General features: G+C 66.0%; 13 protein-coding genes. 7 read left to right on the top strand and 6 right to left on the bottom strand.

Annotated elements, in window-relative coordinates:
• A complete protein-coding gene (locus LY284_RS16935) occupies positions 1-1584 on the bottom strand; it encodes an MFS transporter (RefSeq protein ID WP_233387375.1) in 1584 nt (527 codons plus the stop codon).
• A 136-nt stretch (positions 1585-1720) separates the two neighbouring features.
• Here LY284_RS16935 and LY284_RS16930 point away from each other — a divergent pair, with 136 nt between their 5' ends.
• The gene (locus tag LY284_RS16930) at positions 1721-2455 is read left to right on the top strand and encodes a hypothetical protein (protein ID WP_233387374.1); all 735 of its coding nucleotides are present in this window, start codon (positions 1721-1723) and stop codon (positions 2453-2455) included.
• On the opposite strand, the gene LY284_RS16925 is transcribed toward LY284_RS16930, so the two are convergent.
• A complete protein-coding gene (locus LY284_RS16925; RefSeq protein ID WP_233387373.1) occupies positions 2391-3551 on the bottom strand; it encodes a porin in 1161 nt (386 codons plus the stop codon). The genes LY284_RS16930 and LY284_RS16925 overlap by 65 nt on opposite strands.
• A 95-nt stretch (positions 3552-3646) precedes the next feature.
• A complete protein-coding gene (locus LY284_RS16920; RefSeq protein WP_233387372.1) occupies positions 3647-4003 on the bottom strand; it encodes a hypothetical protein in 357 nt (118 codons plus the stop codon).
• A gap of 370 nt (positions 4004-4373) precedes the next feature.
• Between LY284_RS16920 and LY284_RS16915 the strand changes: the two genes are divergently transcribed.
• A complete protein-coding gene (locus LY284_RS16915) occupies positions 4374-6770 on the top strand; it encodes a phosphoketolase (RefSeq protein WP_233387371.1) in 2397 nt (798 codons plus the stop codon).
• A 1-nt stretch (position 6771) separates the two neighbouring features.
• Here the strand turns inward: LY284_RS16915 and LY284_RS16910 are convergent, their stop codons facing one another.
• Positions 6772-9084, bottom strand: a complete 2313-nt coding sequence (locus LY284_RS16910) for a mechanosensitive ion channel family protein (protein WP_233387370.1) — start codon at positions 9082-9084, stop codon at positions 6772-6774.
• 158 nt (positions 9085-9242) lie between these two features.
• Positions 9243-9866 carry a TetR/AcrR family transcriptional regulator gene (locus LY284_RS16905; protein ID WP_014250480.1) on the bottom strand — a complete coding sequence of 208 codons (624 nt, stop codon included), beginning with the start codon at positions 9864-9866 and terminating at the stop codon, positions 9243-9245.
• Positions 9867-10128: 262 nt separating this feature from the next.
• Here LY284_RS16905 and LY284_RS16900 point away from each other — a divergent pair, with 262 nt between their 5' ends.
• The 4 genes from LY284_RS16900 (at position 10129) to LY284_RS16885 (ending at position 17504) form a co-directional block, all read left to right on the top strand.
• Positions 10129-11250, top strand: coding sequence for an efflux RND transporter periplasmic adaptor subunit (locus tag LY284_RS16900; protein ID WP_233388344.1), 1122 nt, complete (start codon positions 10129-10131; stop codon positions 11248-11250).
• Positions 11247-14390, top strand: a complete 3144-nt coding sequence (locus tag LY284_RS16895) for an efflux RND transporter permease subunit (RefSeq protein WP_233387369.1) — start codon at positions 11247-11249, stop codon at positions 14388-14390. Before LY284_RS16900 ends, LY284_RS16895 begins: the two co-directional genes overlap by 4 nt.
• Positions 14387-15853 carry an efflux transporter outer membrane subunit gene (locus LY284_RS16890; protein ID WP_233387368.1) on the top strand — a complete coding sequence of 489 codons (1467 nt, stop codon included), beginning with the start codon at positions 14387-14389 and terminating at the stop codon, positions 15851-15853. The genes LY284_RS16895 and LY284_RS16890 overlap by 4 nt, the downstream gene beginning before the upstream one ends.
• 88 nt (positions 15854-15941) lie before the next feature.
• Entirely contained in the window at positions 15942-17504 is a 1563-nt protein-coding gene (locus LY284_RS16885; protein ID WP_233387367.1) for a methyl-accepting chemotaxis protein, read from the top strand.
• 18 nt (positions 17505-17522) lie between these two features.
• Here the strand turns inward: LY284_RS16885 and LY284_RS16880 are convergent, their stop codons facing one another.
• Positions 17523-18836: a chloride channel protein gene (locus LY284_RS16880; protein ID WP_233387366.1), complete on the bottom strand. Its 1314-nt coding sequence runs from the start codon at positions 18834-18836 to the stop codon at positions 17523-17525.
• 186 nt (positions 18837-19022) lie between these two features.
• Between LY284_RS16880 and LY284_RS16875 the strand changes: the two genes are divergently transcribed.
• Entirely contained in the window at positions 19023-20555 is a 1533-nt protein-coding gene (locus LY284_RS16875) for an amidohydrolase family protein (RefSeq protein WP_233387365.1), read from the top strand.
• Positions 20556-20557 lie beyond the last annotated feature (2 nt).

Here is a 20557-nt window from a genome sequence, read left to right as displayed (position 1 = left end):
TTATTGCTTACGGCGGATCGTGGCCGCCGCGACGCCCGCCGCGCCAAAGGCGCACGCCGCCGAGAGCAGCGCGACGGCGCGCAACGCCTCGGCGATGGCTTCGGACTGCGCGCGTGCAAGCGGCGTCGCGGGCGCGGCGGGAAGCACGTCGGCGTCGAGCACGGACAGGCTCTGGCGCGGCACATGCAAGCGGTCGAGCCGCGCCGACAAAGCCGCATCGTGCGTGCGCACGAACACGATGCCGAGCACGGCGATCGCGAGCAGGCCCGCCACGCGCGCGACCGCATTGTTGATCCCCGAGGCGACGCCCGCGCGCTCGCCCGGCACCGACGCCATCACGGTCGTGGTCAGCGGCGCGACGGTGATCGTCAGCCCCACGCCGAGCACGACGAGCGCGGGCAGAAATCCCGCCCAATAGCTGCTCGCGACGAACGGCAGCCCGAGCATCGCAAAGCCGAGGCCCGCGACGCACGGCCCGGCGATCAGCAACGCGCGCGCGCCGAAGCGGCCCGTGAGTCCGCCCGTGAACCGCGACAGCAGGCCGATGATGAGCGGCATCGGCAAGACGGCGGCGCCCGCTTCGGTCGCGCTGTAGCCGTACGCGCGAATCAGCGTGAATGGCAGAAAAAACAGCGCGCCGCCGAGCCCGAAGTAAAGCAGCAGCGTGACGAGATTCGCGCCGCTGAAATCGCGCGAGCGGAAGATGTCGAGCGGGACCATCGGATCGCGCGATCTCGCCTCGATCGCGACGAACGCCGCGAGCAGCGCGACGCCCGCACCGATCATGCCGAGCACGAGCGGATCGGCGAAGCCCCGCGACGGCGCTTCGGTGAGGCCGAACGTGAGCGCCGCGAGACCCGCCGCCGTGGCCGCCGCGCCCGGCCAGTCGAGCGTCTGGGGTGCGTCGGCGTCATGGCTGTCGGGCACCGCTGCGAGCGCCAGCGCGATCGTCGCGGCGGCGAGCGGCAGATTGAGGAAGAAGATCGCGCGCCACGAATAGACGTCGACGAGCCAGCCGCCCGCCGCCGGCCCCACCGACGACGTGATCGCGCCCACGCCCGCCCACGTGCCGATGGCGCGGCCGCGCGCTTCGCCCTCGAACACCGCGCCGATGATCGCGAGACTGCCCGGCACGAGCAGCGCCGCGCCGACGCCCTGCAACGCGCGCGCCGCGATCAGCCAGCCCATGCCGGGCGCCGCGCCGCACCCCGCTGACGCAGCCGTGAAAATCGCGATGCCCGCGATGAACACCTTGCGCCGCCCGAGCTTGTCGCCCATCGAGCCGCCCACGAGCACGAGCGCGCCGAGAAACAGCAGATACGCGTCGACGACCCACTGCATCGCCGCGATGCTCGCGCCAAGCTCGCGCTGTATCGACGGCAACGCGACGTTGACGACCGAGCCGTCGATGAACGCCATGCTCGACCCGAGAATCGTCGCCGCCAGCGCGAGACGCTTGCGCCGGCACGGGCGGTCGGTGGCGACGGGCTGCGCGCGGATGACGAGCTCGTCGCACGGACTCGCCTGCGAGGCGACCGCGTGCGCGTGCGTGCGCGCCCGGCTTTCGAGAGGTCGGCTGGCCAAAGTCGCTTCCTTGTCTGTCGTTGCGGCGAAAGGCCAAGTAAAGCATGTCCACGGCGACAACGTGAGATACGCGCCGTCACGCGCACCGGCGTCGCGCGCGTTAAGCTAACGGCTTCCGCTTGCTCGAGATGACGCCATGAATCGAACAGCAGGAGTCGCGCAAAGCCGATGGCTCGCCGACGCGCGCGAAGAAATCGCCGCCGCGCTGCGAACCTCCGACGAAGCCTGGCTGCACGACATGAGCATGCGCTGGGGATGCCGCCTCGCGATGCTCGTCGCCGATTTCGGCGTGCGCGTGATGCTTCACGAAGAAGGCGTCGTCATGAAGCTGGACTTGCCGGCCGACGCGAACAACGCGTTCGTCGATGGCGACATCGACCTGCCCGATTCCCTCGCGCGCGCGGCCTGGATCAAGCTGTCGAAATTCGAAGAACACGCGACCGCCGTGCTGGAGGCGAGCGCGCTCATTCAGGGCGATGCGCGCTGCGACGCCTGCCACGAGACGATTCTCGCGTGGCGTCAGATGCTCATCGCGGCGAACGAGTGGCCCAGAGACGAAGCGGACCCATACATCAGCCATGCGTGCCGGCCGATACTGAAGCAGTTCATGAACGTGGCCGCGTGCGCGACGAACGGACATCAGTTCGAACTCGCCCGCGCCGGCGACTATGAAGAAGCGTGGCGCGAATTCGAGAGCTTCTGCGCGAACGAACACGCGAGCCCCGTGACGGAATGGGGCCGCAAGTATCGCAACCGGCAAGGCGCGGCGAGCCGCCGCTTCACGGGGTCTGCGGCGTCGATCTGGTTCAGAACCGATGCCGCAATCCGACCGTCGCCTCGACCTGATTACTCGTCGAAGACGGCGCGGTGATGCCGTTGATCCACGACACGCCCAAAGGCGACCCGCTGCCCGCGCTCACGCCCTGCCACACGCCTTGAACATACACATCGGTGCGCCGCGTGAAGCTGTAGCCGGCCATCGCGCTGACCTGGTTCCAGTGCGGATTGCTGCCGCCCGCGAGCGCGCTCGCCCGCGTGTACGTATAAGCGGCTGAGAGCTCGACCGCGGGCGTCAGCGCATAACGCAGATTGCCTTCGAAGTTCTGGAAGTGCGTGCTGAGCCCGGTCTGGAACAATTGCGTGAGATTCGTCTGCGTATAGACGAAGCCCGCCACGGCCGGGCCGAACGAATAGTTCACGCCCGCGCCCCACGTCTGTTGACGGCTCGACAATGCGCCGAGCGGCACGCCTTGCAGCGATGAGGCGCTCGTATCGGTGACAGCGCCATTCGAATTCAGTTGCGCGGGCGTTTGCGCGTCGCCGTTGAGTTGCAGGAATCCCGCGCCGAAGTTGAGCGGCCCCCACATGTACGACATGCCGAAGCTATACGCGCGATTGTTCGAAAAACCGCCCGCCTGATTCGAGAACCCATAGAGCGCGCCGAGTTTGAAGCCCGCGAAATCGGGGCTTTGATACTTCACCGCGTTATTGATCTGGAACGAATCGTTGAGGTTATCGACATCGAACGGATGCGCGAAATGCGTGCCGCCGTATTCGGTGCCGGTCAACGAAAGCGGGCCGACGAAGTCCACCATATCGTCGGTCTGACGTCCGAACGTCAGCACGCCGTAGTCGCGGCTCGACAAGCCCACGTATGCCTGCCGGTTGAAAATGCGGTTGCTCGACGTGTTCTGCCCGCTGTTCAGGTTGAAGCCGTTTTCCAGATTGAAGATGGCTTTCAGGCCACCGCCCAGATCTTCCGCGCCGCGCAAGCCCCATCGGCTGTATTGCACGGGCCCGCTTTTCAGCTCCCAGTTGCTATGTCCGGCGCCCGTCGGGCCGACCTGATTGTTCGTGTAGGTCACGCCCGCGTCGATCAGCCCGTAGAGCGTCACGCTGCTTTGCGCGTGCGCCGTGCCGGCCAGCGTGAACAACGTCGCCGTGCCGGATATAAGCAACTTGTTCATTTGCCTGGGCTCCATCGATGTCACCACGGGACGCAGCGCGTTTCATCCACATTATGCGACCGCATCGGCAAACGGCAACCGGAAAATATGAACGCTCAGAAGTCGCGGCGCACGGAGAAAGTCATGCCTTTCTCATGCTCGTGATTCACGCCGAGCTGCGGATTCGCCGAGAAGTGCCATTCGTCTTCGTCACTCGCGACGCCGTCTCGCGGCTTGACCGGCCCGGGCACGGAAGTCGTCGACGGCGATTGCGGATAAAGCCGCGCGACCTGGCCCAGATCGGGATGAATGCTGTTGTCGTATTTGGATAGCGTGACGGCGTCCAGCACGCTCATGCCTTTGAAAAGATATCGCAGGCGCTGCGGCTTGACCGAATGCGCGGAAGCGGTCGAGACGATGGCGGGATAAGGGAAAAACAGCACATTCGCCGCGACTCGCGCAACGGGAATCACGCGAGTTTGCTCATTGGCTGATGCAGTGATGCCGACGAATAAAGCCACGATGCCGGCAAACCAGTATCTTCGGATATGGCGTGTCATCGAATGCCCAAAAGGCCTGCTATCGAAATATATCAGGCGTCATTAAAGCATTTTAATTCATTCGACGAAGGTTTTCCTGGCAACGACGCCATTCATCGTGCAGGAAATCGAAATGATCGTGCGCACCGCTATAAGGCTTTCACAAGTGCGTGCGCAACACCTATCTTGAAGAGCGCCCTTCGCAGCAGCATGGGCACGCCGCCCTCCCGTGCATCGGCGCACTGCGTTTCGTTTGTTCATGTCTCCCCTTTCCGTCGCACTTTCGCCACAAGGAGATGTTTCGATGAGCAAGCATTCCAGAAATGGTGCATCGCATTCTTCCGCGCTCGCAGGCGATGAACTTCGACTCGTCGATGCCTGGTGGCGCGCGTGCAACTATCTCTCGGCGGGCATGATCTTTCTCGCCGACAATCCGCTCCTGCGCGAGCCGCTGAAAGCGGATCACGTGAAGCGGCGTCTGCTCGGGCACTGGGGCGCGAGTCCGGCGCTGTCTTTCGTGTGGGCGCATCTGAATCGCGTGATCAGGCGTGAGGATCTCGACGTGATCTTCATGGCCGGCCCCGGTCACGGCGCGCCCGGCGTGCTCGGCCCGGCGTATCTCGAAGGCACCTATTCCGAGGTCTATCCGGACAAGAGCGAAGATGCCGAAGGCATGCAGAAGTTCTTCAAGCAGTTCTCCTTTCCCGGTCATATCGGCTCGCACGTGACGCCTGAAACGCCGGGGTCCATTCACGAAGGCGGCGAGCTCGGCTATAGCCTTTCGCACGCATATGGCGCCGCGCTGGATAACCCGGACCTCATAGTCGCGTGCGTCGTCGGCGACGGCGAAGCGGAGACCGGCCCGCTCGCGACGGCATGGCATTCCAACAAGTTCATCAATCCCGCGCGCGACGGTGCGGTGCTGCCGATCCTGAACCTGAACGGCTACAAGATCGCCAATCCGACGATTCTCGCGCGCATCAGCCATCAGGAACTCGAAGCGCTCTTCGTCGGTTATGGCTACCGGCCGTATTTCGTCGAAGGCTCGGATCATGCGCAGATGCACGAAAAGATGGCGGAAACGCTCGATGCCGCCGTCGCCGATATCCACGCGATCTGGGAGAAGGCCCGCAGCGGCAAGGCCACGGAAAGGCCGCGCTGGCCGATGATCGTATTGCGCACGCCGAAGGGATGGACCGGCCCGAAGGAAATCAACGGCCATAAAGTGGAAGGCTCGTGGCGCGCGCATCAGGTGCCGTTCTCGGACGTGCATAACAATCCCGCCAATCTCGCCGTGCTCGAACGCTGGATGCAAAGCTACAAGCCCGAGGAGCTATTCGACGAAAGCGGCCGCCTGCGCGCGGAAATCAGGGCGACGGCGCCCGCGGGCACGCGGCGCATGAGTGCGAATCCTCACGCGAACGGCGGCATGCTGCGCAAGGAACTGAAGATGCCCGACTTCCGCGACTATGCCGTCGATGTCGGTCAGGCGGGCAAGATCCTGCACGAGAACACGCGCCCGCTCGGCGCGTTTTTGCGCGACATCATGCGTTGCAACATGCAATCGTTCCGCGTGTTCGGCCCCGACGAAACCGCGTCGAACCGGCTTCAGGCCATCTATGAAGTCAGCAAGAAAGTCTGGATGGCGGATTTTCTACCCGAAGACGAGGACGGCGGCGAACTCGCGCGCGATGGCCGCGTCATGGAAATGCTCTCCGAGCACACCTTGCTCGGCTGGCTGGAAGGCTATCTGCTCACGGGGCGGCACGGCTTTTTCCACACGTACGAGGCCTTCGCGCATGTGATCGACTCCATGTTCAACCAGCATGCGAAATGGCTCGATATCTGCAAGAACCATGTGCCGTGGCGCGCGTCGGTGTCGTCGCAGACCATTCTGCTTTCGTCCACCGTGTGGCGGCAGGATCATAACGGCTTCTCGCATCAGGACCCCGGCTTCATCGATCTGGTCACGAACAAGAGCCCGTCCGTCACGCGCGTCTATCTTCCGCCGGATGCCAACACGCTGCTCGTCGTGGCCGATCAGTGCATGCGCTCGACCGATTGCATCAACATCATCGTCGCGGACAAGCAGAAGCATCTGCAGTTCGCGACCATCGACGAAGCGGTCGTGCATTGCGCGAAAGGCATCGGCGTATGGCGGCGCGCCAGCACCGACGAAGGCGAAGAGCCCGATGTCGTGCTGGCCTCATGCGGCGATGTCGCGACGCAGGAAGCGCTCGCCGCCGCCGCGATTCTGCGCGAACGGCTGCCCGAGTTGAAGCTGCGCTTCGTGAACGTGGTCGATCTCTTCCGCATGCAGCCCGATACCGAGCATCCGCATGGATCGAGCGCGCGCGAGTTTGACAGCCTCTTCACGCTCGACAAGCCCGTGATCTTCAATTTTCACGGCTATCCGTGGCTGATTCACAAGCTCGCGTATCGCTTCCATAACCATGAAAATCTGCACGTGCGCGGCTATAAGGAGAAAGGCAACATCAACACGCCGCTTGAACTGGCGATACTCAATCAGGCGGATCGTTTCAATCTCGTGATCGACGTGCTCGATCGCGTGCCGCGCCTGCAAAGCCGGGCCACGCATCTGCGGGAAGACATGCGAAACGCGATCATCCGCCATCTGGATTACGCGCACACGCACGGCACCGACAAGCCGGAAATCGCCGAATGGGTCTGGCCGTTCTGATTCAGGGCGATTCTTTCAGCACGCGGAGTTCCGGCTGCGCCGGAGTCTCCGCGGCATGACGGCTCTCCGCCGGGCCGCGCTCGCCCGGCGCGGCGTGAATCTGCATTTGCGGCAACAGCATCTCCAGGCCCGCGTCGTCCATCTTGAGCTTGAGTCTCGCGTTGAACGCGCGCGCCACGCTCCATTGCTGCAACGGCCGCGTCTTGATCTGCCCTTTCACGACGATGCAATTCGCCTCGAAACGATCCAGCCCGAAGATTTCGACGGGACCGAGAATGTCCTGGCGAAAGCGATAGTCTTGCATCAGCTCCGCGCCCACTTCCACGATCATCCGGTTGATGTCGTCCATCTTCGCGGAGAACGGCACCCTGATTTCGAAGACCGCATTCGCGAAATCGCGCGAGAGATTCTTCACGATCTTGATCTGCGAAAACGGAATCGTATGCACCGCGCCCTGACCGTCGCGCAGGCGGACCGTGCGGATCGTGAGGTCCATCACGGTGCCGGCATGACCGCCGTCGATATCGATCCAGTCGCCGACCGAGATCGTCTCCTCGACGATGATGAACAGTCCCGTGATGAGATCGGTGACGAGCGACTTCGCGCCGAAGCCGACCGCGAGACCGATCACGCCGGCGCCCGCGAGCAGCGGCGTGAGATTGATGCCGAGCGTCGCGCAGGCGACGATGGCCGCCAGCGTCGCCACCGTCACGAAGATGGCGTTGCGTACGAGCGGCAGCATCGTGCGGGCGCGCACGCCGGGGCTCAGCGCCTTGTTGCGCGAACTGTTCGGCCCGAGCGCTTCGAGAATGATGCTGTCGATCAGAATCCAGATGAACCACGCGCCAAACACCGTCGCGACCACGGCGATGAGTGCGTGCCGGAAGCCGGGCGTCATCGCGCTGTGCTTGATGAGCCGCGCGATCGGCCCGCTCCATAGCTCCAGTTCGAAGCGCAGATACGCGAGCCAGATCATCAGCACGACGAGCGTACAGCCAAAGCGCAGAAGCCGCGTGAGGTGCGGCGCGCGCCGCTGCGCACGCGTGTCGCGCCGGCGCGTCAGATGCAGCAGCAGCGCCGAGACGAACAGCGTCAGCACCAGCAGCACCGCGCTCAACAGCGAAGGCCGCAGCACGTCGCCTTCCGCGCCGCGCCCGTCGATGATCGCCACCACCGAGGCCGCCGCGATCAGCAGCATCGGGATATGCCACAGCGAAGCGAGAATATCGAGCGCTTCGGTCGCGAACTGATGATCGCGCCGGCGCGCATACGGCCGGTTGCGGATCAGATGCGTGACGGGCCGCCGGTAAGCGAGCGCGAAATAACCGCTCAAGAGCGCCGCAGCCAGCGTCGCGAAGGTCGATACGACGCCCGCGAGATTCGGGCCGAGCTGACGCGTGACATCGGCGTTGGCGGTCGCATCGCCGAGCGCGCCGCATGCGCCGATCGCGAAGAGCGGCCAGAACGTGCGCGCGAGCAGTTGCTGCACGGCGACGCGGCGATGCGCGGTGCTGAAGATCGAGAACACGATCATGCAGATCGCGGAAAAGATCGAACCCGCGACGATCGCATAAGCGATGACGAGCCCGAGCGTGCGCCCGAGCGCCTCCGGCATGCTGCGCGCGAGGAGCAGCACCGCGAAGAACGCGACGACCCACGGCCCGGTCTGCCGCAAGGCGAAGGTCAGCAATTCGATCGATGTCGGATTCGGCGAGAGTGCGCCCTTGCCGCCATCGCGCATGAAGAAGCGCCGCTGAAGGCGGATCAGCACGAACGCGCACAGGCCCCAGACCGCGAGCGTCGCGCTCATCCGCGCAACGATTTCGCCGATCGATTCGCCATTGGCATCGGCGCCGATCGCGCGCAACTCGTTCGCCGCGGCGCTCGACCGCGCGCTCCAGAAACGCAACGGCGTAATGCCTGCGCTGAGATTCGTTTCGACCGATGCAATGCCCGATGCGATCGCGCCGAGCAGATCGCCGCCAACGGGTGCGGGAGCGGGCGGCGCGGTTTTCTGCGTCGCGTCGCGCAGCATCTTCAGTTGCGCGACGAACGCGCTGCGTTGCGCATCGTTGTCGAGCGTGCCGATGAGCGTGTTCAGCGCGCGCACCATTTCGGCCTGGCTCGCGGGCGTCGGCGCGGACGCGGCCTGCGGCGACGAGGCTGCCCAGTTCGAGATGATGCCCTGCATCGACGCGGGCAGAGGCGCGGCCTGCGCGCATCCGAATCCGATGAAGACGCCGAGCGCGATCATCCACGCGCGAGTGTAAGCAAGGACATGCCCGACTTCGATGCGCCGCGTGAATGCGCTCATGGAGAGACCTCCAGGGAATCATTCCCGTTTCGCGAGATCGCGAACGACTTCGAGAGGCTGCATGCGGCTGCTTTGGCTCTCGCGCAAAGATTAGCGCATCGAATTCAGGCGTGTCATCCCTTGCGCTGTCCGCCGGCTTGCGAGCCGACGAACGCGCATCACTGCGCGCCGCCGCTCAGCACCACACGCCGGAAGAACTGCCCGAGCACGTCTTCGGCGAACTGCGCGGGCACGGATTGCGGGTCGGACGAATAGAAGAACTGCACGCCGTCGCACAGCGCGATCAGGCCGAGCGCCATCTGCTCGGCGGGCATGGTGAGCGGCGTGCCCACGCGCTCGGAGAAGGCGCGGATGTAATCGGTCGTGGTCTGCCGCAGCTCGCGCATGAGCGCATTGAAGCTCGCGCGAAAGCTCGCGTCGCGGCTCGCGTGCAGCTTCGCTTCGACCCACAGCAAAAAGCACGCGTTGTTCTGATAACACTCGCTGTAATACTGCAGGACGCGCGCTTCCATGTCGGCGCGCGAGGCTTCGCCATCCTCGAAAAGGGTGGAAAGCCGCTGCATGATCGTGTCGTGATCGCGCTTGAGCACTTCGAGCAGAAGCTCGGCCTTGCTCGAAAAATTCGAATAGAACGCGCCGCGCGTATAACCCGCGTCGGCGGCGACATCCTCGACGCTCGACGCGCCGAATCCCTTCGTGGTGAAAACCGCCTGGGCAGCGTCGAGCAGACGCTGGCGCGTCTGGTCACGGCTCTGCTCGCGGGTAAGACGTACTGGTTTCATCTCCAAAGTGTAGCACCGCGCAGCTTACGAATCCGGCTTTGCATTCAGATACAACTGTGTATTAGAATTCACTTCGTACTGACGTCCGGGTCGTCGAAACCCTTGCCGGACGCGGCTTCCAGGTCTGTTCGACGACCTATGCCGCGCAGGCTCGTTTCTCGAATTTGCCTGCCGGACCACCGTTTCCCTTGCTTCGCCCATGAACGGCGCGCCTCGCTTCGAAGGCGTGCCGCACCATGCCCTTGCGGGCGCCGAGGTTCCTGTGAAGCTCTTCCCCTCACCCGCGCCTGTCGTGGCGCGCGCGGCACTTCTTTCGATCGTCTGCGCAGCGCTTGTCGCCTGCAAGCGGCACGAGACGCCCGCGCCCGCGCCGCGTCCGGTCGTCGCCGTGGCGGCGCAGGCCGATGGCCACGCGAGCTCGTCGAGCCTGCCCGGTCAGATTCAGTCGCGTTATTCGACGCCCCTTTCGTTTCGCATCAACGGCAAGATTCTCGAGCGGCGCGTGCGGCTCGGCGACAACGTGAAGGCCGGGCAGATCGTCGCGCGTCTCGATCCCGCCGATGTCGAAAAGAACAACGCCAGCGCCCGCGCGCAGCTCGATGCCGCCGAGCATCAGCTCATCTATGCGAAGCAGCAGCTCGACCGCGATCGCGCGCAGGCCGCCGAAAACCTCATCGCGCCCGCGCAGCTCGAACAGACGCAGAACGCTTACGCGTCCGCGCTCGCGCAGCGCAATCAGGCGCGGCAGCAGGCGGGACTGTCGTCGGATCAACTGCGCTACGCCACGCTTTTGGCCGATCACGCGGGCGTGATCACGGCGGAGCAGGCCGACACGGGCCAGAACGTCACCGCAGGCCAGGCCGTATACACGCTCGCCTGGAGCGGCGATATCGACGTGATCTGCGACGTGCCCGAAACCGCCCTGCCCGCGTTCGCCGTCGGCAAGGAGGCGATCGTGAAACTCGCCGGTCTGCCGGGCAAGACCTTCAAGGCGCGCGTGCGCGAGCTTTCGCCCGCCGCCGACTCGCAAAGCCGCACCTGGCGCGCCAAGCTCACGCTCGAAACGCCCGCGCCCGACGTCCGCCTCGGCATGACGGCGGATATCGCGTTCGCCTCGTCGGATGCGGATAAAGGCGCGTTCACGGTGCCATCGACGGCGCTTTTCCACGACAACGGCCACCCCGCCGTGTGGATCGTGAAGCAACCCGGCGATGCGCTCGAACTGCGGCGCGTCGAAGTCGCGCGCTATGGCGAGCGCACCGTGACGATCGCAAGCGGCGTCGCGGCGGGCGATCGCATCGTGTGGCAGGGCGTGCATACGGTGAGCGCGGGCGAAAAGGTGCGCGTCGTCGCGCCCTTGCATCCCGAGGACTTCGCCTCATGAGCGACACCCGCGAAACCCGCGACGCACCCGAAGACGACAACAACGCGCATCGCCACGAAGAAGGCCGCTTCAATCTCTCGGCGTGGGCGCTGCGGCATCGCGCGCTCGTCGTGTTTCTCATCGCGATGTCGACGCTCTTCGGCATCCTCGCCTACACGCGGCTCGCGCAATCGGAAGATCCGCCCTTCACGTTCCGCGTGATGGTCATTCGCACCTTCTGGCCGGGCGCGACCGCGCGTCAGGTGCAGGAGGAAGTGACCGACCGCATCGCGCGCAAATTGCAGGAAACGCCGTACACAGACTTCATGCGCAGCTATTCGCGCCCCGGCGAGTCGCTCTTGTTCTTTCAGATGAAGGACTCCGCGCCCGCGAAGGACGTGCCCGAAGAGTGGTATCAGATCCGCAAGAAGGTGGGCGATATCGCGGCGACCTTGCCGCCCGGCGTGCAAGGCCCGTTCTTCAACGACGAGTTCGGCGATGTCTACACCAACATCTACGCGCTCGAAGGCGACGGCTTCTCGCCCGCGCAGTTGCACGATTACGCCGATGCCCTGCGCACCGTGCTCTTGCGCGTGCCGGGTGTCGGCAAGGTGGATTACTTCGGCGATCAGGAAGAGCGCATCTACGTGGAGATTGCCAATACCACGCTCACGCGCCTGAACATCTCGCCGCAGCAGATCGCGCAGGCTATCGACGGACAGAACGCCGTCTCGCCCGCTGGCGTGCTGACCACGCCCAACGACCGCGTGTTCGTGCGCCCGAGCGGCCAGTTCAAAAGCGTGGACGCGCTCGCCGATACGCTTATCAACGTGAACGGCCGCTCGTTCCGTCTCGGCGACATCGCGACGATCAAGCGCGGCTACATCGATCCGACCGTCACGCAGATGCGCTCGGCGGGCACGCCCGTGCTCGGCATCGGCGTCACGATGCAGCCGGGCGAAGACGTCGTGCGCCTCGGCAAATCGCTCGACGCGCAAATGACCACGCTGCGCGCGCAACTCCCGGCGGGCCTCAAGCTGACCGAAGTGTCGAGCATGCCGCGCGCGGTCTCGCATTCCGTCGACGACTTCCTCGAAGCGGTCGCCGAAGCGGTCATCATCGTGCTGATCGTGAGCCTCGTGTCGCTCGGCGTGCGCACGGGCATGGTCGTCGTGATCTCGATTCCGATCGTGCTCGCCGTCACCGCGCTCTTCATGTATCTGTTCGATATCGGCTTGCACAAGGTATCGCTCGGCACGCTGATTCTCGCGTTGGGCCTGCTCGTCGACGACGCGATCATCGCCGTCGAAATGATGGCCGTGAAACTGGAGCAAGGCTGGAGCCGCGCGCGCGCCGCCGCGTTCGCCTACACGAGCACCGCGTTCCCGATGCTGACCGGCACGCTCGTCACGGTTGCGGGCTTTCTGCCGATCGCGCTTGCGAAATCGAGCACCGGCGAATACACGCGTTCGATCTTCGAAGTGTCGGCCATTGCGCTGATCGCGTCGTGGCTCGCCGCCGTCGTGCTGATTCCGCTGCTCGGCTACAAGCTGCTGCCCGAGCGCAAGAAGGAAGCGCATCTGCCCGACGATCACGAACACGATATCTACGACACGAAGTTCTACGGCCGTTTGCGCCGCTGGGTCGGCTGGTGCGTGGAGCGGCGCTTCGTCGTGCTCGCGATCACGGTCGTGCTGTTCGTCGTCGCGATGGCCGGTTTCTCGCTCGTGCCGCAGCAGTTCTTTCCGAGCTCGGACCGGCCCGAATTGCTCATCGACGTGCGCCTGCAGGAAGGCGCGTCGTTCGATGCGAGCTTGCGCGAAGCGAAGCGCCTCGAAGAAGCGCTCAAGGGCCGCGATGAAATCGATCATGTGGTGAGCTTCGTCGGCACGGGCGCGCCGCGCTTTTATCTGCCGCTCGATCAGCAATTGCCGACGCCGAACTTCGCGCAGTTCGTCGTCACGGCCAAGTCGGTCGAAGCGCGCGAGGCGCTTGCGCGCTGGCTCGAACCGATGCTGCGCGAGCGCTTCCCCGCCGTGCGCACGCGGCTGTCGCGGCTGGAAAACGGGCCGCCGGTCGGCTATCCGGTGCAGTTCCGCGTGAGCGGCGACGAGATCGGCACGGTGCGTCACATCGCCGAGCAAGTGGCCGCCGACATGCGCGCCGATTCGCGCACGACCAACGTGCAGTTCGACTGGGACGAGCCTTCGGAGCGTTCGGTGCGCTTCGAGATCGACCAGCAGAAGGCGCGCGATGCGGGCGTCACGTCGCAGGACGTATCGAGCTTTCTCGCGATGACGCTCTCCGGCACCACGGTCACGCAGTATCGCGAGCGCGACAAGCTCATCAGCGTCGATCTGCGCGCGCCCCGCGCCGAACGCGTCGATCCCGCGCGCCTGGCCACGCTCGCGATGCCGACGCCGCATGGCCCCGTGCCGTTGAGCGCGCTCGGGCGCGTCGTCGATACGCTCGAATACGGCGTGATCTGGGAACGCGACCGTCAGCCGACCATCACCGTGCAATCGGATGTGAAGGGCGACGCGCAAGGCATCGACGTGACGCACGCCATCGACAAGAAGCTCGACGAGATTCGCCGCGCGCTGCCGGTGGGTTATCGCATCGAAGTGGGCGGCCCGGTCGAGGAAAGCGGCAAGGGACAGGCGTCGATCAACGCGCAGATTCCGGTGATGGTGATCGTCGTGCTCACGCTCTTGATGATTCAGTTGCAAAGCTTCTCGCGCGTGATGATGGTCGTGCTCACCGCGCCGCTCGGGTTGATCGGCGTCGTGGTGACATTGCTCGCGTTCGGCAAGCCGTTCGGCTTCGTCGCGATGCTCGGCGTGATCGCGATGTTCGGCATCATCATGCGCAACTCGGTGATTCTCGTCGATCAGATCGAGCAAGACATTGCCTCGGGCCACAAGCGTTTCGATGCGATCATCGGCGCGACGGTGCGGCGCTTCCGGCCGATCACACTGACGGCCGCCGCCGCCGTGCTCGCGCTGATTCCGCTTCTGCGCAGCAACTTCTTCGGCCCGATGGCGACCGCGCTGATGGGCGGCATCACGAGCGCGACCGTGCTCACCCTCTTCTATCTGCCCGCGCTCTACGCCGCGTGGTTCCGCGTGAAGCTCGACGAACGCGAAGGAGCACCGTCATGAATCGCCGGCTATCGATGACTTTGGCGTGCCTCGCGCTCAACGCCTGCGCATTCGGCCCCGACGGCAAGCCGCCCGCGATGCCGCAGCCCGCGCATTACGGCGCGCAACCGCAAGCGGAATCGAGCGTGACGGCCGAAGGCGCGTCGCAGCATTTCGACGTCGGCGCGAAGCCCGTGCCCGAATGGTGGAAGCTGTACCGCTCGGATGCGCTGAACGCGCTCGTCGACGAAGGCTTGCGCGCAAGCCCTAATCTCGCCGCCGCGGACAAGAGCCTCGTCGCCGCGCGCGAGCAATTGCGCGCGCAGGTCGGCTCGTCGCTGCTGCCGACCATCGATGCGGGCGGTCAAGCCACACGGCAACGCGGCCTCGGCATTCCGCAGGGCGGGCCGCCAACGGTGCTCTATAACCTCTTCGTCGGGCAGATTCAGGCGCAATACACGTTCGATCTTTTCGGCGCCGCGCGCTATGCGAATGCGTCGCTTGCCGCGCAGGTCGATAGCCAGGCCTTTCAGCTCGATGCCGCGCGCCGCGCGCTCGCCGCGAACATCGTGACCGGCGCGATCGGCGCGGCGGCGCTGCATGCGCAGATCGACGTGACGGCGCGTCTCGTCGCACTGGCGCAAGACGACGCGCACGATGCCGAACGCCGTTACGCACTCGGCTCGGCTTCGCGCACCGAGATGCTGAACGCGCAGCAGAACGCGGCGTCGCTCGCCTCGCAATTGCCGGGCTTGCGCGCGCAATGGCTCTCGACACGTCATGCGCTGGCTGTCCTGCTCGGACGCACGCCCGATCGCGCACCCGACGATCTCGATCTCGCGAGCCTCGCCGTGCCGTCCGACGTGCCGGTCGTGCTGCCATCGGAGCTATTGCAGACGCGCCCCGACATCCAGGCCGCCGACGCCGCGCTGAAAGGAGCCGCCGCGCAGGTCGGCGTGGCGACCGCGCAGTTGTTTCCGAGCCTGTCGCTCTCGGCGTCGATGGGCAAAGGCGGCTTCGACTGGCCGACGGCGCTGTCGGGCGCGGGCGCGCTGTGGAGCATCGGCGCGTCGCTGTCGCAGCCGATCTTTCACGGCGGCGCGCTGCTCGCGCAACGGCGCGCGGCCATCGCCACTTACGACGCCGCCGTCGAGCAATACAAGCAGACCGTGCTCGCGGCCTTCCAGAACGTCGGGAACACGCTGGCCGCGCTCGAAAACGACAGCGAAGCGCTCGCTTTCGCCGACACCGCCAGCCAGGCCGCGCGCGACGCCTCGGCGGATGCGGCGGCGCGCGTGCGCCTCGGCGCGATCGCCCCGCGCGCCGCGCGCGGCAGCGAGCAGCAATACCTCAACGCGCGGCTATCGACGATTCGCGCGAGCAGCGCGCGCATGAGCGACACCGCCGCGCTGTTCCAGGCGATGGGCTCGCCCGTCGCGTCCGGCGCGACGCTGTCAAAAGGCGATGAAAGCACCATAAAGTAAGGCGAAGGCCGTCCGTAAACAGCATGAAAGCATTGGGTTTCCCATTGGCGGAAACCCTGCCTCATCCTGTCCACGGAGAATTCCAACCATGAAGGTCGTCACCAAACTGAGCCTGGGCTTCGGCATCGTGCTGTCGATGTTGTTCGCGGTGCTCGTCTTCGGACTCGTCAGCATGGCGCAGATCCAGGCGCGTTTCGACGAGGTCGTCGAGGTCAACAATGCCGAAGCGAAGCTCGCGCACACACTGAGCCTGTCGGTGAGCGACCGCATGATCGCGCTGCGCAATATCGCGCTCCTGACGGACACGGCGGCGGTCGAGGCGGAAAAGGCGCGCGTGCGCGAGCAGGCGCGCGGCTACACGCAGGCTTACGACGCGCTCGCCGCGCGCTTCAGGGAGAACCCCGATACGTCGGCGAACGAACGTGCGGTCCTCGACAAGCTGCGCGCGAGCGACGCCGCCGCCGCGCCGATCATCGAAAAGGCGATCGCGCTTGCCGAGGCGCGCGAGCAGCAGGCGGCGGTGCGCGTGCTGACCGGCGAATTGCGGCCCGTGCAGCGCGACTGGATGAACGCCACGCACGAACTGGTCGCGCTGCAGGACGAACAGAACGACATCGCGAACCGCGACGCCGACGCCGCCTATGCGCGCGCGAAGGCGATCATGCTCGCGCTCGGCGCGGCGGCCGTGCTCTGCGGCATCGCGGCGGCGCTCGTCATCACGCGCGGTCTCACGCGCGCGCTCGGCGGCGAGCCGGACGAAGCGAAGGCGCTCGCCGCGCGCATCGCGGAAGGCAATCTGCGCGAGCCGGTCGGCATCGACGGACGCGATCCCGGCAGTCTCATGGTTTCGCTCGAAACGATGCGCGCGCGCCTCAACACCATCGTGCTCGGCATTCAGTCGTCGAGCGTGGCGATCGCGGAAGCGGCCGGCGAGATCGCGCAGGGCACGGTCGATCTGTCGAAGCGCACCGAATCGCAGGCGGCCTCGCTCGAAGAAACGGCGGCGAGCATGGAAGAGCTCGCGAGCACCGTCGCGAAGAACGCCGACAACGCGGCCGAAGGCACGCATGCCGCGACCCGCGCGTGCGGCGACGCAACCCGCGGCGGCGAGACCGTCACCGATGTCGTGGCGACCATGCGCGGCATCACGCAGGCTTCGTCGCAGATGGCGGACATCATCGGCGTGATCGAAGGCATCGCGTTTCAGACCAACATTCTCGCGCTCAACGCGGCCGTGGAAGCCGCGCGCGCGGGCGATCAGGGACGCGGCTTCGCGGTCGTCGCGGGCGAAGTGCGCGCGCTCGCGCAGCGCAGCGCCGTGGCCGCGAAGGAGATCAAGACGCTCATCGACGATTCGACCGCGCGCGTGTCGAACGGCTCGGCGCTCGTCGAGCACGCGGGCGGCACGATCGACGGGCTGGTGGCGTCCGTGACGCGCGTGACGGCCATCATGAGCGAAGTGGCCGCGGCGTCGGGCGAGCAGCGCATGGGCATCGATCAGGTGAATGTCGCCGTCGCGCAGATGGACGAAGTCACGCAGCAGAACGCGGCGCTCGTCGAAGAGGCGTCGGCCGCGGCGCAATCGCTGGCCGAGCAGGCCGACGCGCTGCGGCAGGCGGTCGCGGTGTTTCAGGTGGAGCACGCGGCGTAGCGGCGATACGGCGCGCGGTCAATCCGACAGCCCGCCCAGCGTCTTCTCATGCGCAACCGATGGCGGCGCTGCGGGCGCGGCCGTCGCCACCCGCGCCTGCGCGAGCGCGCGATACGTGACCATCGCGCCGGCGATCGCAAGGCCCAGCGGGATCAGGAACGCCTGCTCGACGCGCGTGAATTCGAGCGTGAGCACGAGCGCCGTCAGCGGCATCTGCATCGCCGAGGCGAGGAAGGCGGCCGCGCCGATCACCGCGAATGCGCCGAGCGGCGTGCCCGGCCAGAACACGTTGAATGCGCTGCCGAGCACCACGCCGAGCAGCGCGCCGTTCGTGAGGCTCGGCGTGAGCAGCCCGCCCTGCGCGCCCGCGCGCAGCGAACTCACTTCGATGGCCACCTTCAGCACGAGCAGCACGCCCGCGAGCGCGAAGCCCAGACGATCGTCGAAGGACAGGCCGGCGGCGCTCTTGCCGTTGCCGGCCAGCTGCGGATACCACATCACGAGCACGCCGATCACCGCGAAGTTGAGCACCAACAAGAACGGCAGCGCATTGCCGCGCGCCGCTTTGTCGCGCGCCGCCTTCGTCAGCACGACGAAAAGCCGCGCCGCCGCGCCGAACAGCGGGCTCGTGACCACCGCCCAGGCGATGAGTTGCGCATCGAGCGAATACACCGGCAGACGATACGTCAGCTCGTCGCCGAGGCCGATCCACGCGACGACCGCGCCGATTGCCGAAGTCGCCAGCGCCGCCGTGACGATCGGCCATTCGAAGGTGCCGAGCAGCACTTCGAGCACGAAGACCGCGCCGCCGAGCGGCACGTTGTAGACGGCGGCGAGCCCCGCGCCTGCGCCGCACGCGACCATGACGCGCGCCTGCGCCGGCGTCAGATCCGCATAGTGCGAGAGCCAGCCCGCCCACAGCGCACCGATCTCGCGCGGCGCGACTTCGCGGCCGAGCGGCGAGCCCATTGCGACGGTGACGATCTGCAGGACCGTATGCGCGAGCGTCGTCAAGACGGGCATGCGCGGATCGTCCGACTTGAGCGCCTTCGCGATGCTCACGAGCGGCTTGCCGAAACGATAGATGCACCACCAGCCGACGCCCGCGAACACGCCGCACAGCGTCAGCACGATGAAGCGGCGCAGCGGCGGCGCGCCGCTGATGCCTTCGAGAAAGCTCTCGCTGCCGGGCAGCGCATCGAGGCTGTAACCGAACGCGACGTGCTGGATCGCGTGCAGCAGGAGCGCGAGCGACATGCCGCCCAGACCCGCGCCGAGCCCGACGAGCACGGTGACGATGACGAGCTTCGTGGCTTTTATCGGCGAGGGCATCGCGTTCACCTCGGGGGAAAAGACGAGAGCGTAGCGCGGCCGCGATGCGCGGGTCTTCGCGGGATGCGCGGAATTTCGAATATACACGGCTTTGTTTTGCGGGCGGGATATCGCGCGCGCCTGCCGGTCGTCCTTGGGAAATGCGCAAAGTCTCACTATGATCGAATCGTTCATCAGGGAGGCAGCGTGAGTCTCGTGATCTCCGGCCGCATCGTGCCGCTTGCGCGGAACGCTGAGAAGAGCACGTTCCAGGGCAAGGTATGGATCGGCGACGACGGGCGCATCGAGCGCGTCACGCGCGGCAACGCGGCCGGTCCGCGAAGCGGCTTCGACAAGGCCGCGAAGGTCGATGCGGGGCACAACCTCGTGCTGCCCGGCTTCATCGACCTGCATAGTCATCTCGCCTATGCCACGCTGCCGCTCTGGACCGAGCCGGGCCGCACGAAGCCGTTCCTGCATCACGATTCGTGGCCGTCCGCGAGCACCTATGCCGCCGACATCACCTGGCCCGCCTACGCCTTCATCGAAGCCGCGCCCGAGGCGCTGCTCGCCTATGCCGAAGTGCGCGCGCTCGTCGGCGGCACGACGAGCATTCAGGGCTCGCCGCCGAAGAACCGTCCGCTGGACGGCTGGATGGTGCGCAACGTCGAAGACGAAACGTTCGGCGGCACTATTGCATCGACACGCGTGCTGGCCTCGACCCTCACGCTCAAGCCCGACGTGCTCGCGACGCGCGCATCGCAAATGAAGGCGGGCGCGAGCTTCATCTATCACTGCGCCGAAGGGCAGCCGAACACCATCGTCGCGGGGGAATATCAGAGCGCGCGCAAATGCGGCTGCCTGCAAAAGGACTTCGTCGCGATTCACACCAACGCGCTCGATCCCGGCGATTACGCCGCGTGGACCGATCCGGGCACCATCGTCTGGTCGCCGTTCTCGAATCTATGGCTCTATGGCGGCACGACCGACGTGCCCGCCGCGCTCGCGCGACACATCCGCGTGTGCGTCGGGTCCGACTGGGGGCCGTCGGGCACGCGCAACGTGCTCGGCGAAATCAAGGTCGCCGCGCTCGTGAGCAAAAGCCGCGGCTGGAAGCTCACGCCCTTCGATCTCGTGCGCATGATCACCTGCCATCCCGGCGACGCGCTCGCCGGACCGTGGAACGTGCAGGCCGGACGCCTTCAGCCCGATGCGCTCGGCGATGTCGTGATCCTCTCGGCGCGCGCCGCCGCCGATCCGTTCGCGGCCGTGCTCGCCGCGACCGAGCGCGACGTGCGGCTCGTGGTCATCGGCGGACAGGCGCGCTATGGCGACGCGGCGCCGATGAAAGCCGCGAAGGCGGCGTTTCCTTCACCTCTGACGGTCGCGGGCACGCGGCGCGTCCTGTCGATGACGCAACTCGACGACGCATCCGCGCCGTGGAGCTTCGCGCAGGTTCTCGCGCGTCTGAAAGCGGTGCGCGACGATCCGAAAAAGGCGCTCGACGACGCCGCGAATGCTTCCGCCGAAGCGCGCATGACGGGCGCCGCGCCCCGCTTGCGGCTCGCGCTCGACATGCCGCTCGGCAAGGTGCCGATCGGCGGGCTGCCGAAGAATCTCGGCCAGATCGTGGTGCCGCCGATCCAGCCGCTTAGCCACGATGCGGCGTTCTTCGCGTCCGTCGCCGGGCGAGGTTTTCATGGCGGCCTGCTCGACGGGCTCGCCAGGTTCTACGCGTGATT

Origin of the sequence: Caballeronia sp. PC1 (genome assembly GCF_021353155.1) — a bacterium.
GTDB classification, from domain to species: Bacteria; Pseudomonadota; Gammaproteobacteria; order Burkholderiales; family Burkholderiaceae; genus Caballeronia; species Caballeronia cordobensis.
This window is presented reverse-complemented; position numbering and strand designations above follow the sequence as displayed.